The 14,032-nt window shown below is 54.9% G+C and carries 14 protein-coding genes and 1 riboswitch; of the genes, 5 read left to right on the top strand and 9 right to left on the bottom strand.

The genetic code is table 11. From position 1 onward, the window contains the following. Window positions 1-54: 54 nt before the first annotated feature. The 3 genes from folE2 to FHS72_RS14485 all read right to left on the bottom strand — a co-directional run bounded on the left by folE2 (window position 55) and on the right by FHS72_RS14485 (window position 3,444). Window positions 55-1,158 carry a GTP cyclohydrolase FolE2 gene (folE2, locus tag FHS72_RS14495; RefSeq protein WP_246414730.1) on the bottom strand — a complete coding sequence of 368 codons (1,104 nt, stop codon included), beginning with the start codon at window positions 1,156-1,158 and terminating at the stop codon, window positions 55-57. A 227-nt stretch (window positions 1,159-1,385) separates the two neighbouring features. Then, window positions 1,386-2,573, bottom strand: a complete 1,188-nt coding sequence (gene metZ / locus FHS72_RS14490) for an O-succinylhomoserine sulfhydrylase (RefSeq protein WP_183530397.1) — start codon at window positions 2,571-2,573, stop codon at window positions 1,386-1,388. 66 nt (window positions 2,574-2,639) lie between these two features. Next, window positions 2,640-2,717: riboswitch (SAM riboswitch) on the bottom strand. Window positions 2,718-2,799: 82 nt separating this feature from the next. Beyond that, a complete protein-coding gene (locus tag FHS72_RS14485; RefSeq protein ID WP_183530395.1) occupies window positions 2,800-3,444 on the bottom strand; it encodes a hypothetical protein in 645 nt (214 codons plus the stop codon). Between the two features lie 191 nt (window positions 3,445-3,635). Between FHS72_RS14485 and FHS72_RS14480 the strand changes: the two genes are divergently transcribed. After that, window positions 3,636-3,956, top strand: coding sequence for a hypothetical protein (locus tag FHS72_RS14480; RefSeq protein ID WP_183530393.1), 321 nt, complete (start codon window positions 3,636-3,638; stop codon window positions 3,954-3,956). On the opposite strand, the gene FHS72_RS14475 is transcribed toward FHS72_RS14480, so the two are convergent. From FHS72_RS14475 to FHS72_RS14460, 4 genes are read right to left on the bottom strand one after another with little or no spacing between them, the layout of a single operon-like run. Beyond that, the gene (locus FHS72_RS14475; protein ID WP_183530391.1) at window positions 3,957-4,562 is read right to left on the bottom strand and encodes an inner membrane-spanning protein YciB; all 606 of its coding nucleotides are present in this window, start codon (window positions 4,560-4,562) and stop codon (window positions 3,957-3,959) included. Between the two features lie 51 nt (window positions 4,563-4,613). Further along, entirely contained in the window at window positions 4,614-5,516 is a 903-nt protein-coding gene (locus FHS72_RS14470) for a DMT family transporter (RefSeq protein ID WP_183530389.1), read from the bottom strand. Between the two features lie 27 nt (window positions 5,517-5,543). Continuing rightward, window positions 5,544-5,933 carry a hypothetical protein gene (locus FHS72_RS14465; protein WP_183530387.1) on the bottom strand — a complete coding sequence of 130 codons (390 nt, stop codon included), beginning with the start codon at window positions 5,931-5,933 and terminating at the stop codon, window positions 5,544-5,546. Between the two features lie 34 nt (window positions 5,934-5,967). Continuing rightward, on the bottom strand, window positions 5,968-6,990 hold the full coding sequence (locus tag FHS72_RS14460; protein WP_183530385.1) for an alkane 1-monooxygenase: 1,023 nt from the start codon (window positions 6,988-6,990) through the stop codon (window positions 5,968-5,970). A gap of 185 nt (window positions 6,991-7,175) precedes the next feature. On the opposite strand from FHS72_RS14460, the gene FHS72_RS14455 reads away from it, so the two are divergent. Further along, window positions 7,176-8,861: an NAD(P)H-dependent oxidoreductase subunit E gene (locus tag FHS72_RS14455; protein WP_183530383.1), complete on the top strand. Its 1,686-nt coding sequence runs from the start codon at window positions 7,176-7,178 to the stop codon at window positions 8,859-8,861. A 32-nt stretch (window positions 8,862-8,893) separates the two neighbouring features. Here FHS72_RS14455 and FHS72_RS14450 read toward each other — a convergent pair whose 3' ends face one another. After that, the gene (locus tag FHS72_RS14450; RefSeq protein ID WP_183530381.1) at window positions 8,894-9,139 is read right to left on the bottom strand and encodes a hypothetical protein; all 246 of its coding nucleotides are present in this window, start codon (window positions 9,137-9,139) and stop codon (window positions 8,894-8,896) included. 160 nt (window positions 9,140-9,299) lie between these two features. Between FHS72_RS14450 and ftsY the strand changes: the two genes are divergently transcribed. Continuing rightward, window positions 9,300-10,565, top strand: coding sequence for a signal recognition particle-docking protein FtsY (gene ftsY, locus FHS72_RS14445; RefSeq protein ID WP_183530379.1), 1,266 nt, complete (start codon window positions 9,300-9,302; stop codon window positions 10,563-10,565). Window positions 10,566-10,659: 94 nt separating this feature from the next. Here ftsY and FHS72_RS14440 read toward each other — a convergent pair whose 3' ends face one another. After that, window positions 10,660-11,262, bottom strand: a complete 603-nt coding sequence (locus tag FHS72_RS14440; RefSeq protein WP_183530377.1) for a riboflavin synthase — start codon at window positions 11,260-11,262, stop codon at window positions 10,660-10,662. Window positions 11,263-11,406: 144 nt separating this feature from the next. On the opposite strand from FHS72_RS14440, the gene FHS72_RS14435 reads away from it, so the two are divergent. Together FHS72_RS14435 and FHS72_RS14430 are read left to right on the top strand one after the other, a co-directional pair. Beyond that, window positions 11,407-12,693 carry a capsule biosynthesis protein gene (locus FHS72_RS14435; protein ID WP_343042699.1) on the top strand — a complete coding sequence of 429 codons (1,287 nt, stop codon included), beginning with the start codon at window positions 11,407-11,409 and terminating at the stop codon, window positions 12,691-12,693. Window positions 12,694-12,885: 192 nt separating this feature from the next. After that, on the top strand, window positions 12,886-14,031 hold the full coding sequence (locus FHS72_RS14430; RefSeq protein ID WP_183530375.1) for a polysaccharide biosynthesis/export family protein: 1,146 nt from the start codon (window positions 12,886-12,888) through the stop codon (window positions 14,029-14,031). The last annotated feature ends 1 nt before the right edge of the window (window position 14,032 follow it).

The following is a 14,032-nucleotide window of genomic DNA, read 5'->3' as shown; positions in this document are numbered from 1 at the left end:
CCACAGCAAGCGCGGCACAGTTACCGCAGAAGCGCGTTCGCCCCTGTTTCGACATCAACCGACGTGGAACAATGTCGCGAACATTTTGGGGTCGATGCTGTCGGATGCAAATGTGTTACCTTCGGTCAGCACGGACACCGCATCATGGCTGTGCAGGCTTTCTTGGTGGCTGGCAACGACGCGAAAATCACCGATGCGCGGGTCTTTGAGCAGTTGTTCGCAGAACAGGCGTGCCGCGTCTTCGACGAAAATCGGATTCGCTGCATTGAGTTCGGCAAACGCCTGTTCATCCTCGCGTTTCACCATAACTTGGGTTTCAGTCGGCACCGCCGCGCGGGCCATGTCGATCAGGTCCTCGAACCATAAAATGCTTTGACCGTCTTCCAATTGCACCGAAATTCGCGCGACAGATCGCTGGGAATGCGGCGTGGCCAATTGCCCTCGAAATTGCCGCGCATGTTCGGAAAGTTCAAGCGAACAGGGGCAAGTGGACGAGTAAACGTAGTCAAAATGTACGATTTTGCGCCTTACGTTGTCTTGCTCAACCAGCTCCAAGGCGATGTCGTAGTACTGATATCCGGTCAAACCAGACCGCAGACTTTGCACTTTCATCGGGAACGACAGGCGCATTTGGATACGCGCGTCAAAACTTTCAAGGTCAGTTTTATAAGCATCCAACGCCCGTTCGATCACGTCGAAACTGAACGTTTCTTCGGTATGCTTATAGAACGTCCGCATGATGCGCGACATGTTGATGCCCTTCTTTTCGGCATCAAGCGAAACAGTCCCCGTCACCGACGTCTCTAATGTCAGATCACCACCGTCGCGCGTATGGAACCGGATTGGCAGGCGGAAATTCGAAATACCAACGTGCTGAATTTGCTGTTTCGTCCCCTTAATCAGCGAGGATGGGCCGTTCTGCAGATCAGGCATAGTTTCTTTATACGCATCATCCACTTCGAACGCATCGGGATAAGCCCTTGCCAATGCGGGATAATTCGACACTTCTTGCCCGGGGATCAGACGCGAAACCAGCGGATCTAACGTGGCAACTTCTTCAGCTGTTACATCCCCCGCCCAGCGCCGCAGCAAGGCCAAAGCCGCTTCGGCCTCGGCCCGCGTCGGGTCGCGATCAAGGTTAGGCGTTTGTAAATTCAAGGCCGCGTCCCCCTGCTGATCACCCGCCGCAGTTGTATCGGGCGATTGTGACAGCTTTCCACTGATACCAGTTAAGATACGCGCCATCGCGTCGGTTGGATCAGACATGAAACAGAAACTTTCGAAGGTACAAGTTCGCCCAGCATAGCCATGTGAAACCTGAGCGCACCCTTCTTTTTCGACGGATTTAGGCCGGAACACGCCGAAATGACGTGTTCCAGCAATGTTTAGATCGCGTCCAACGCCTTTTGCAGATCGGCCAGCAAGTCGTTTGGATCTTCAAGACCACACGATACGCGCACAACCCCATCGCTGATGCCCAACTCGGCGCGATGTTCAGATGCAAGGCGTTGATGTGTCGTGGTCGCAGGATGCGTGACGATGGATTTAGTATCGGCAAAGTTGTTCGACATCGTAAAGATTTCAAGCGCATTGAGGAAACGGAACGCCTCGGCCTTGCCGCCTTTCACATCAATCGCCAGCACTGTGCCGCCACGTTTGCTTTGGCTCTGCGCGAGTTCATATTGCGGATGCGACGGGTGACCGGGATAGATCACTTTGTCCAATTTCGGATGACCCGCCAGCCCATTCGCAAGGATTTCAGCCGTGTCACATTGCGCATCAACGCGCAGGTCCAGCGTATCCAGCGATTTCAGCATGACCCAAGCGTTAAACGGCGACATCGCCCCACCGGTATGTTTGAGGTAGGATTCAACCGGACCGCGCACGATATCGCGTTTCCCCAGAATGATACCGCCCAGACAGCGTCCCTGCCCGTCCACGTGTTTCGTGGTCGAATAAACAACCAGATCAGCGCCCGCTTCGATCGCGTAGGAATAGGTCGGCGTGGCAAAGACGTTATCAACGACGACCATCGCGCCAACAGCGTGGGCCATATCCGCGACAGCTTTCAGGTCGATGACTTCCATCACCGGATTAGAGATGCTTTCGAGGAACACCAACGCCGTGTCAGGGCGGATCGCCGCCTGCCACGCATCGAGGTCACGACCATCGACCAAGGTCACTTCGACGCCAAAGCGCGTGAGAATGTCCTCTAGGATGTACAAACATGACCCGAACAAGGCCCGCGACGACACCACATGGTCGCCCGCTTTGACCAGCGACATTAACGCGCCGTTTACAGCCGCCATGCCCGATGCGCAGGCAAAGCCCGCCTCGGCACCCTCTAATGCGGCCATCCGGTCTTCGAACATCGCAAGCGTTGGGTTGCCGTAGCGCGCATAGATAAATTCGTCGCCTTCGATCTTGATAAAGCGCTGCTCGGCGTCTTCTGCGGTCTCGTAAACGAACCCTTGGGTCAGGAAAATCGCCTCGGACACTTCGCCATATTGGCTGCGGCGGATGCCCGCGTGAATGGCTTTGGTGCGGCGCGACCAGTTTGATGTGTTGGACATATGTCAGTTCTTTCTCATCAGGGGGCGCTTTTCAAAGCAAAACCCCGACACCGGGCAAGGCATCGGGGTTCAAAACCCGCAGCCTTTTTAGCGGTTTCTTTAACGTGGCCCGCAATCCGGTAACAAATCGCCACGCAGCGTCGATAGTCAGCGCCAACACCAAGGTCAACCAGTGTTCACAAAAAGGGCCGCCGAATGGCAGCCCCGTTGTCGTCATGTAGTCAGTTTAGTTTTCGCTGGCGCTGAGGATCATCAGATATTCGGGCTCGAGATCGTCGAGGTTTTCGAGGTCTACTGGAATGCTCGATCCACCTGCAAACGTGCCGCCAACACCTAGGGCGACCAGATCGCCTGCGTCAGAAATGGCACCGACGGTAATCCCCGCATAGTCACGGCTTCCGGCACCGGCGCCGCTCAGCGACCCATTAAACAAGGCCGCAACAATATTACCGCCCTCTTCGTTAACGATTTCGCCTTTGGTGATGCTAATTGTGCCAGATTTTGCATTTTCGTCGCTATCAACAAAGTTGCGCATGCTGCCCGTCAGCGTTCCCGCATCGTCTGAAAACGAGGTCTGCAAGGCGAGTTCGCCCAGCAATGTAGGTGTCGGATAATCATCTACTGGGCTGTCGAGATCGGCATCCGTGATATCCAGATAAATAGCCGTTTGCCCCGCGTAGGTAGCACCGCCAGCCGCCTTCAACGACGCAAAGCTAGCCACGTTGATGTCATCGTCTTCACCAAGGGTAAACAATGTCGAATCTTCAAGATCCTGCTGCAACTCGCTGAACGAAGGACCGCTGCTGCTGCTGCCCCCGCAGGCGGCAAGGCTCAAAGCAACTGATGTCAAAAGAATGGACCGGACAAGCATGATAAGACCTCTGATTTTTTGGAGTTCACAGTTTTGTGCAGCGAATACGTTAACGAGTCGAGTCTTTTCGCCATTCTGACAAGTCGCACGGCGATCAATCCGGCGTCGAACAATTATGAAATATCTCAGCGGCAATTAACGCGTATTTAAGTGAATTTTTCTAAAAGCGTCATAAGATGAAAGGGCAATCCATGAAATATCCGTCACGACCGCACCGTTATCAGACGCACATTCCCGTACATGTCATCCGACCCGGTGGCCCGCAGGTCGCCTACATCGTTGATATCAACGAAGCTGGTGCCTGCGTGGCAGGCCTGAAGGGCGTCCCCGTTGGCGAGGCTGTCGTGCTACGCGGCAGTGATGATGCCAATGTCGCCACAGTCAAATGGGCCGCAAATAGCCGTACAGGCGTGGTGTTTAACCGCCCGATCCAGCCAAAATACCTCAATATGATGCGTTACCGCGATCCGCAGATGCCGACGTCATACACGTCGGAAACCTATCCGCATTAATCAGCTTTCGCCTTCTGGTTCGATCAAAAACCGTTGCAAACCAACGATTTGCGACCAAAGAAAGAGAAACAGAATGGCCGGAAACGCAAATGTTTCTAGCTTGACCCATAGCTCTGTCGACTGCGTGCGCCAGATAAATTCGTTTGCAATTGCAAGGGCGATGAACATGACCGTGATCCGCTTGGTCAGGATCATCCAACCTTCGTCTTTCATCGGTAGGAAATCCCCCATCACCCATTCCAGATAGCTGCGACCGCGCAGCAAACCGATACCAAGAATGACCGCAAAACAGCCATAAACGATAGAGGTTTTCATTTTGAAGAACCGCTCATCGTTGAAATAAGCCGTCAACGCGCCAAAGAAAATCACCATAAATGCGGTAAAAACCTGCATACGGCTGATCGATCTGGTCAGCGCCCACAATGTCCCCATCGCAAGCAACAGGATCGGAACAAATACAAGCGTGGCGACAATAAAGCCGGAATATTCAGTGCCAGCGACAGTAAACGTATCGTCCTTGATCCGCAGATAAATCAAGAAAAAGACAAGCGTCGGCCCCAGTTCAAGGACTTGTTTCAGGATCGGGTTGATAGGTTTGGTTTTCATACGCTCGTTTTACCTCAAGCATCCCGCGACGCCAGCCCGAAAACGCACCTGTTATCCACCCAGTTCAACGATCACAGCGCCCAGCGCGATCAGCGACATCAAAAACAGACGGCGCGGCCCGACCTTTTCTCCCAGAATGAACCATCCGATCAGGGCCGCAAACACAGTAGATGTTTCACGCAGCACCGCCGCCTCGCCAACCTTGCCCAACCTTGTGGCCAACATCACGCCGCCAAAACTAAGCCATGCAATCAACGCGCCCCAAAACCCGCGTTGCAGCAACGGGCCTAAATCCGGCGAGTTAACCATCCGGCGGTAGCGCCAAACCGCGATCAACGGCATGTCAAACGCGGTCACGAAAAAGAACCACGCCAAAAACGTAAACGGATCAGGGGATTGACGGATGCCATAAGCGTCGTAAGTCGTATAAATCGCAACCAAAATGCCGCCCAAGATTGCCCAGCTCAATCCTAGTTTTAGCGTATATGGGTCCAACGTTTCCTCGGCCAGATTGCGCAGCGCCAGCAACAAAATCCCGCCGGATAAACACGCCACGCCCAACCACTGGACCAGTGAGAAATGTTCGTTGAAAAACATCGTCGCGGCGATCACTGTCACCAACGGTCCGGTGCCGCGAACCACCGGATAAACCACTGTATACGCTGCTTTTTCGTAGGCCAACGCCATTGTAACCTTGTACGCCAAGTGGATAACCACGGCACCGACCAGCAAAATCGCTGTCGTTTGGTTCGGCCAAGGCACTAAGAACAATGCCACAGGGGCAGACAAAACTGCGAGCCAAAAATCAATCGCGCCGCGTGTCATCCACGGGTCGTGACGCCCCTTTTGCAACGCACCAAACACCGCATGAGCAACGGCAGAAAACAGCGCGAAAGAAGTAGCAAGGCGGGCACCTTCCGGCGTTCCGGCGATAGATACCAGCCAGTCACCCATGTGAATGCGACCACTTGCGGTACGGCTTCAAGACGAAAGACCGTCGCAAATCAGCGGCACGCTAAAAGCCTCTGTTTCGAAAATCACTGTCGTGTCAGGTCGTGTGGTGTAAATCGCGCGCATCCCGTCGCCTTCGCGGTAAATCGCCCAACATTTAGGTTCAGGATCACCGTCATAACGAAAACAAATGTCACCTTTGCTCTCGTACCAAACGCCATTTGTGCAGGTCCCATCGCCCGGCGACCAAATCACCCGCTGGTCGTCCAAGTACTGCTCAACACCAAAGCCCGGATTGCCCTCAGTCCCAAAGCTGACGATGCGACCGGTCACAAACGCATCAAATTCGGCAGCACTCATCGGCTCTTCGGCGAGAACCGGTGCCGCCATTAAGCTGAAAATGATCGCAAGAATCCGCATGGCTGTCGTCCGTTGATCCGTTTCAACCCGCGTATCACAGGGCCGTGGTATCTTTCCAGTCCCGCGCCCGTCGGTCCATCACCCGCCGCCACGCCCGCGGAAAGAGCGCAAGTGTCGCCATAACCGGCAATGATCGCGGCAACATCGGCCCATCAGACGGCAAATCCAACATCGTGTAAGGCCGCGATGGATGCGCATGATGGTCGGAATGGCGCGGCGCGTTCAACATCATACCCGACGAATACCACTGCGGTGCGTTCCAGCTATGGGTGTCACCAACGGGTTCAGGCTTCCCGTTATCCGCAATTTTTCTTTCTAAACCATAGTGTTGCACATAGTCACAAAGCAACAATTGTTGCTGCGCAAAACTGGCAAGGGCAACATGCCAAACTACCCCGATAAATCCGCCAATCATATAAGACACGGCAAGCACGCCAAGCGAGCCAAGCGCGTATATCAGGTATGGATTTCCCAAAGGCGAGCGTTGCACGCGGCGCAAACGCTTGGCCTCGGCCTGAAAACCAACCCGAATTTCGCCCAACCACGCCCGATACGCATAGCTATAATAGCTTTCGCCCAAGCGCGACGTACTCGGGTCCTGTCGCGTGCCAACATACTGATGATGCACCAATAAATGCGACGACACATGCTGCCCATGCAGCAGAGAAATATACACCCATTTGCCCAAACGAAACAATCCTCGGGTGCGTCGGTGGATCAGTTCATGCGCATTTGAATTGCTGATTTGACCAAAGAACGTCCCGCTCGCGAAAAACAAAAACACCTTGTCGATGCTTGATAAAACGTCCCCCGACATGGCCCAGATCACCAGCGACAGCAGGCCAAAATGAACCACGGCAAGCAGCGCAGACAGGATGTCAGCAGTCCGGCTTGACCGTTCGTTCAGCGGAACCGACACTTTTGCGACGAAATGATCCAGCCCCCAGACCATCACTGTCAGCGACAAGACCGCCAGCACCGGCCAAGGTCCGGCAAATAAAGCAGCGGCGACGATCAAGGCCGCAGGCAAACAGGTTGAGAGTACAAACAAAATCATGGGTCATTTCTAACCGCTCAAACCTTAAGTGCCAGTGAATTTCGCGGCGAATGCGTCGTATCTTAACAACTTTGCACCGATAGGAACGAAATCGATGCGCCTCTGGGCGATCAGACGTCGCTTTTCCGTAGTGTAGCGGTCTTGCCAACGGCTATAAAGGGTCAACAAAATTAAGGGGATACACCATGGCGCTGGACGAAAAAAAGGGCGTTTGGAAATCAGGCAAAGGCAAAGGGCGGCACACACCAAAAGGTCGTCAATTGGACGATCAAGCTTGGGATGACGTCCGCGCATTGCTGGGTGATCGCCCACGCAGGTCCGATTTGTTGATTGAATTCATACACTTAATTCAAGACAAATACCGCTGCCTGTCCGCCGCCCACTTGCGCGCTTTGGCCGAAGAAATGCGCATGTCTCAAGCAGAAGTTTACGAAGTAGCAACCTTTTACGCCCATTTTGATGTGGTCAAAGAAGGAGAAACGCCACCACCAGCATTAACCATTCGCGTCTGCGATTCCTTATCGTGTGAATTGGCCGGATCAGCAGCCCTGCAAAAGGCGTTGAACGACGGCCTTGACCCCAGCGAAGTGCGGGTGATGCGTGCGCCCTGCATGGGCCGATGCGATGCCGCACCCGTTTTGGAAATCGGCCACCATCATATTGACCACGCCACCCCTGAAAAAGTTGAAGCTGCGATCAGTGAGGATGATACGCATGCCCACGTGCCCGACTACGAAACCTATAAAACATATGCCGCATCAGGCGGTTACACTGAACTAACCAAACTCCGAGACAGCGGCGACTGGGAAGAAGTCCAAGACCAGATCCATGAAAGCGGACTTCGCGGATTGGGCGGTGCGGGCTTTCCGTCGGGCAAAAAATGGGGCTTTGTGCGCAACCACGCAGGTCCGCGCTACTTGGCCGTCAATGGCGATGAAGGCGAACCGGGCACGTTCAAAGACCGCTTTTACCTCGAACGCACGCCGCATCTATTCCTCGAAGGCATGTTAATCGCCGCTTGGGCCGTCGAAGCAGACACCTGCTTTATCTACATGCGCGATGAATACCCTGCCGTTCTGGAAATTTTACGGCGCGAAATCAAGGAACTAGAATCGGCAGGCATCGTCGCTGAAGGCTACATCGACCTGCGACGCGGTGCAGGCGCCTACATTTGCGGCGAAGAATCCGCGATGATCGAAAGCATCGAAGGCAAACGCGGCATTCCCCGCCACCGCCCGCCATTTGTCGCCGAAGTTGGTATTTTCAACCGACCAACATTGGTCCACAACGTCGAAACCTTACTTTGGGTTGCCCGCATCTTACGCGAAGGCCCCGCATGCTTGAATGGAACAGAACTGAACGGTCGCAAGGGGTTACGCTCTTATTCTGTCTCTGGGCGCGTGCAAAATCCGGGCGTCTATCTGCTTTCCGCGGGTTCAACCATCACCGACCTCATCGCCGTAGCGGGCGGCATGTTGGACGGTCACACCTTCAAGGCCTACCAACCTGGCGGTCCGTCGTCCGGCCTGTTGCCCGCATCCATGAACGATATTCCGCTGGATTTCGACACGCTGCAACCACACGGCACCTTCATCGGGTCCGCTGCCGTGGTCGTGCTATCGGATCAGGACAAAGCCCGCGACGCCGCGCTGAATATGCTACGTTTTTTTGAAGACGAAAGCTGTGGCCAATGCACCCCTTGCCGCCTCGGCTGCGAAAAGGCGGTCAAACTGATGCAAGCCGACACTTGGGACCAAGCCCTGTTAACAGATCTGTGTACAGCTATGACGGACGCCAGCATTTGCGGGCTGGGACAAGCCGCCCCAAACCCGATCAAGATGGTGATGAAACACTTTGCGGACGAGGTTTAACGCCCCGTCCGTATTTCATCAAAGCACTGATTTCAAACGGGTTTGGCGCCGAAAATATGCTGCCAAATCCGACCACCTACGTACCGTGGCATCAAGATGAAATAGGCAATCACCAGCACAAACACCAACAGCGCAGCCGCCCCTTCCAAAGCAAAGCCGGTTTCAGTCAGCCCGCCCGTGACCAAGGCGACCAAATACCCGAACACCGCAAAACTGGTGATCAAATCGAAAATAAACGCTAATATGACGCGCCATTGCGCCGGTGCTTTGCTGCTCATGACGTTACCCGATCCTTATAAAACCTACACATTGCCAAAACGTTAATCAAAAACATGGGCTATGCAAGACGGATACATGCTTAGCTTCGCGCCCCGTCCTCTTTCATATCGTGATTTGAAAGGTTAAGTCTGTTTTCATAAGGCAAAGGACCAACCGACAATGGCGTTTTTCAAAAAGCTCAAAGACCGGATGTTCAAATCATCCGCCAAAATCGACAAAGGGCTTGATGCCATTGTCAGCGACGGTGGCGAAGAGGACATCGCCGCTCCTGTTGAAGAGAATATTGAACCGCAACCCACTGCGACTGAGGCTAATGTCGAGGCCATTATCGACAGCGTGCCCGATCCTGAGCCTGAAATCGTGCCAGAGCCAGAGCCAGAGCCAGAGCCAGAGCCAGAGCCAGAGCCAGAGCCAGAGCCAGAAAACATCGCGCCTGCCCCAAAGCCGCAAGCCGTTGCGCCCTCTGTCACGCTGTCCACCGAAATTTCGCCCGTCGCCCCCCTGCTCGCGGAAACCGTCACGGACGTTCCTGAGAAAAAGTCCGGCCTCTTGGGGCGCCTTTTCAGCGCTGCTGACAAGAAAACCGTCGTGCGTCGCACGCTTGACGACGACATGCTTGAACAGCTCGAAGAACTGCTGATCAGCGCCGATATGGGCGTCGATACGGCCCTGCGCGTGACAGCGAATATGGCCGAAGGACGCATAGGCAAGAAGCTGTCAGTGGACGAAATCAAGTCCCTCATGGCCACCGAAGTCAGCCGTATCATGGAACCCGTCGCCCGCCCGATGCCGCTTTACACGCATAAACCTCAGGTTGTTTTGGTCGTCGGCGTCAATGGATCTGGCAAAACCACAACCATCGGTAAACTCGCCAGCCAGTTTAAGGCTGCTGGCAAATCCGTGGTCATCGCGGCAGGCGACACATTCCGCGCTGCAGCAGTCGAACAATTGCAAGTCTGGGGTGATCGCGCAGGCGTGCCCGTCCTGACCGCCCCCGAAGGGTCAGACCCCGCCAGCCTCGCCTTTGACGCCATGACCAAAGCCGAAGCAGACGGTGCAGATTTGCTGATGATTGACACCGCAGGACGTCTGCAAAATCGCAGCGATCTGATGGAAGAACTGTCAAAAATCGTCCGCGTCATCCGCAAAAAAGACCCCGATGCACCGCACAACACACTGCTGGTTTTGGACGCAACAACAGGTCAAAACGCAGTACAGCAGGTCAAAGTGTTCCAAGACCTTGCTGATGTCACCGGCCTTGTGATGACCAAACTCGACGGCACAGCGAAGGGTGGCGTTCTTGTGGCGCTTGCCGATAAATTCGGCCTGCCAATCCATGCAATCGGCGTCGGCGAACAAATCGACGACCTCGCACCTTTCGACCCCGACGACTTTGCCAAAGCGCTGGTTGGAATCGACACCTAACAGCTTCTTTGACTTTTTCTATATCCCGGGGGAATTGGCCGTCAGGCCAAGGGGGCAGCGCCTCCAACCCGCTCGCCGCAGGCGCTAACGCCCGTTAAGCATATTCCTGCAAACGCGCCACATAACGCGCCATTGTATCCACCTCTAGGTTGATCACATCACCTACGGCCACATCCCCCCAAGTCGTCGCGACCTTGGTATGTGGAATAAAATTCACCCCAAAAACAGCACCATCAACTTCGTTCACCGTCAAAGACGCGCCGTTCAGTGTGACCGATCCTTTCGGTGCAATGAACCGCGCCAGTGCTTCCGGTGCGCGGAAACGCACGCGCGTGCTGTCGCCTTCATCGTGCATCGCGACCACCTCGGCAACACCGTCCACATGGCCCGACACAATATGACCGCCCAACTCGTCACCGACCTTCAGGGCCCGTTCTAGGTTCACACGACGCCCAACGCCCCACGCATGACGACCGATATTCGTCGCATCCACGCTTTCCGCCGAAATCTCGACATCGAACCAATTCTGCGGCGCGGACCCAAGTGCTATGACAGTCAAACAAACCCCATCACAAGCAATCGACGCACCAATATCGATCCCGTCAATATCATATGCCGTACCAATACGCGCACGCAGGTCCCCGCGCTGCTCTACTTCTAATACGTGACCAATATCTGTGATAATGCCGGTAAACATGGGTCGTCCTTTTGCTAAGTTATGTGAGACGTAGCGCCACAACCCGCGACAAACAAGCACCCGCCGCATTGACAGCCCCGCCATATTTTCGCCAGACAGATGACGGATACCGTTTCGTAACCTTTTTAAGTTAGCAATTTACCAGTGACTGACCCAACAAACCGCCACTTCTTGTTCCTGCAAGGACCGCACGGCCCCTTCTTTCATAGATTGGGGGTGATGCTGCGTGCCGCGGGCGTGCAAGTGTCGCGTGTCGGGTTCAACGCGGGCGACCGTGCATTCTGGTTCGGCAAGCCCGGATATATCCCGTTTCGCGGCAAACCCGACGATTGGGCGGCGACCCTGACTGGTATCATTGATGACCGCCAGATCACCGACATCGTGCTTTACGGCGACACCCGTCCCATCCACGCCGAAGCCGTCGCACTTGCGCAGGCCCAAAACATCACAGTGCATGTCTTCGAAGAAGGCTATATGCGTCCCTACTGGGTCACCTATGAACGCGGCGGCACCAACGGCCATTCGCGGCTGATGACCATGGCAGTCCCCGAGATGCAGCAGGCGCTCGCGCTTTCCGATCTCGAGGTCCCGACCCCACCCGCGCATTGGGGCGACATGCGCCAACACGTGTTTTACGGCGCACTTTACCATTGGTTCGTGATGTTCCGGAACCGCGACTACCGCAATTTTACACGGCACCGCGAATTGCCCGTCGCAACCGAAGCATATCTCTACACGAAACGCCTGTTTCTCATGCCGTTTATCGCCCTTGATCGGCGGATTGCATCGATGCGGATCAGGCATGGCGGTTTTCCATATCACCTTGTTCTCATGCAGTTAGAGCACGACGCGAGCTTTCAAAAGCATTCGCCGTTCACGCGCATGTCCGAATTTATCGACGTAGTGATGGACGGATTCGCGAATGGCGCCCCCCGCCACCATCACCTTGTTTTTAAAGCACATCCTTTAGAAAATGACCGCTCTCCGATCCGCAAACTCATCCGTGCGGCCGCTAAAAAGCACGGCGTGCAAACGCGTGTGCATTACGTGCGCGGCGGCAAACTCGCGCGGTTGTTGGATCAGGCGCGCACCGCTGTGACCGTCAATTCTACGGCTGGGCAACAGGTGCTTTGGCGCGGCATTCCGATCAAGGTATTCGGCCAAGCCGTCTATTCCAAACCGCAATTTGTGTCCGAACAACCGCTGCCGGAATTCTTCTCAAGCCCGACGCGCCCCGACAGCAAAGCTTACAAAGATTACAGACGCTTCCTGCTCGAAACCTCGCAAATTCCGGGCGGATTCTATGCCGCCCGTGGTCGCCGTCAATTGATGCGTCAGGTCGTCGATATGATGCTCGCCGCCGAAGATCCCTACGACGCGCTCAAAGCTGGCAAAAATCCACCTCGCCAGCCCTTGCGCATTGTAACCTGACAACCACAACAACTAGTGGTGATAACCTACGTCGCGGCTGAAAAGTCACAGTTTCGCCATGCATCAAAGTCGGATTTCGCCAGCTATCTGGTTTTTAATGCTACTTTCCCCTAGCCTGACTGCAAATACAAAGGTCTTGCGCCAAAAGTAGGACCACGAGGCAGAATAATAATAGGTCGAGGAGACCAAGCAGTGAAAACCCTGACATTGCGCCTAGCAAAGGGCGTCGCTATCGTCGTGACCCTCGGTTTCGTGGCTTCTTGTGGCCTGCCAAGCGCGGGTCCTAACAAATCCGAAATCTTCTCTGGGTCCGTCCTTGAACAAGGCGACGCCTTTATTTTAACCGTCGATGACCGCGTCAACGCGATCGCATCAGTCACGCCAGCGCTTGGTTTCGCGTCCAGTTTCCGCAACGCAGCGAGCCTCGGGTCAGATATGATCAGCCCCGGCGACGTGCTTGGCCTGACGATCTGGGAAAACGTGGACGACGGTTTGCTTGTGCCAACAGGCCAGAACGCAACCGTACTTGAAGAAGTCCAAGTCGACGGTTCCGGTTTCATTTTCGTGCCCTACGCAGGCCGCATCCGCGCTGCTGGAAATACACCAGAAGCCGTGCGCCGCATTATCAGCGAAAAATTGTCCGATCAAACACCTGATCCGCAAGTCCAAGTTCGCCGCCTCGCGGGTGACGGCGCAACCGTAGCGATAGCCGGAGCGGTTAACGCCCAAGGTGTTTACTCCATCGAACGCCCAACACGAACACTTGCAGCCATGCTCGCATCCGCAGGCGGCGTTAGCATTCGCCCCGAAATCGCGCAGGTCACAGTCATTCGCGGCAGCCACTCTGGTTCGATCTGGTTCGATGACCTGTACGACAATCCGGGCAGCGATATCGCGCTACGTGCAGGCGACCGCATCTTCGTCGAAGAGGACAACCGCAGCTTCACCGCGCTCGGCGCAACTGGGTCACAAAGCCAGGTTCAGTTCGATTCCCAAGCAATCTCTGCAATCGAAGCTATCGCCCAAGTCGGCGGTCTATCGACCACTCTTGCCGACCCGACTGGCGTGTTTGTCTTCCGTAATGAACCGCAGGAAATCGCGAACCAACTGACAGGTCGCAATGATCTAGTTGGTACACAGCGCGTCGTCTATGTGCTTGATCTGACACGACCAAATGGCGTGTTCATGGCCCGCGACTTCGCGATCCGTGACGAAGATACAGTCTACGTGACCGAAGCACCGTTCAGCCAGTTCAACAAAACAATCGCTGCGCTGACCGGATCGCTGAACTCTGTATCTGCGCTTGATTCAGCGTCGACGACCCTGATCGGCAACTAAA

Origin of the sequence: Yoonia ponticola (genome assembly GCF_014199395.1) — a bacterium.
Lineage (GTDB): Bacteria > Pseudomonadota > Alphaproteobacteria > Rhodobacterales > Rhodobacteraceae > Yoonia > Yoonia ponticola.
This window is presented reverse-complemented; position numbering and strand designations above follow the sequence as displayed.

Coding starts and splice junctions, on each gene's coding strand:
- metZ (WP_183530397.1), bottom strand. CDS start 2,573: ATGTCCAACACATCAAACTGGTCGCGCCGCACCAAAGCCATTCACGCG.
- FHS72_RS14485 (WP_183530395.1), bottom strand. CDS start 3,444: ATGCTTGTCCGGTCCATTCTTTTGACATCAGTTGCTTTGAGCCTTGCC.
- FHS72_RS14480 (WP_183530393.1), top strand. CDS start 3,636: ATGAAATATCCGTCACGACCGCACCGTTATCAGACGCACATTCCCGTA.
- FHS72_RS14475 (WP_183530391.1), bottom strand. CDS start 4,562: ATGAAAACCAAACCTATCAACCCGATCCTGAAACAAGTCCTTGAACTG.
- FHS72_RS14470 (WP_183530389.1), bottom strand. CDS start 5,516: ATGGGTGACTGGCTGGTATCTATCGCCGGAACGCCGGAAGGTGCCCGC.
- FHS72_RS14465 (WP_183530387.1), bottom strand. CDS start 5,933: ATGCGGATTCTTGCGATCATTTTCAGCTTAATGGCGGCACCGGTTCTC.
- FHS72_RS14460 (WP_183530385.1), bottom strand. CDS start 6,990: ATGATTTTGTTTGTACTCTCAACCTGTTTGCCTGCGGCCTTGATCGTC.
- FHS72_RS14455 (WP_183530383.1), top strand. CDS start 7,176: ATGGCGCTGGACGAAAAAAAGGGCGTTTGGAAATCAGGCAAAGGCAAA.
- FHS72_RS14450 (WP_183530381.1), bottom strand. CDS start 9,139: ATGAGCAGCAAAGCACCGGCGCAATGGCGCGTCATATTAGCGTTTATT.
- ftsY (WP_183530379.1), top strand. CDS start 9,300: ATGGCGTTTTTCAAAAAGCTCAAAGACCGGATGTTCAAATCATCCGCC.
- FHS72_RS14440 (WP_183530377.1), bottom strand. CDS start 11,262: ATGTTTACCGGCATTATCACAGATATTGGTCACGTATTAGAAGTAGAG.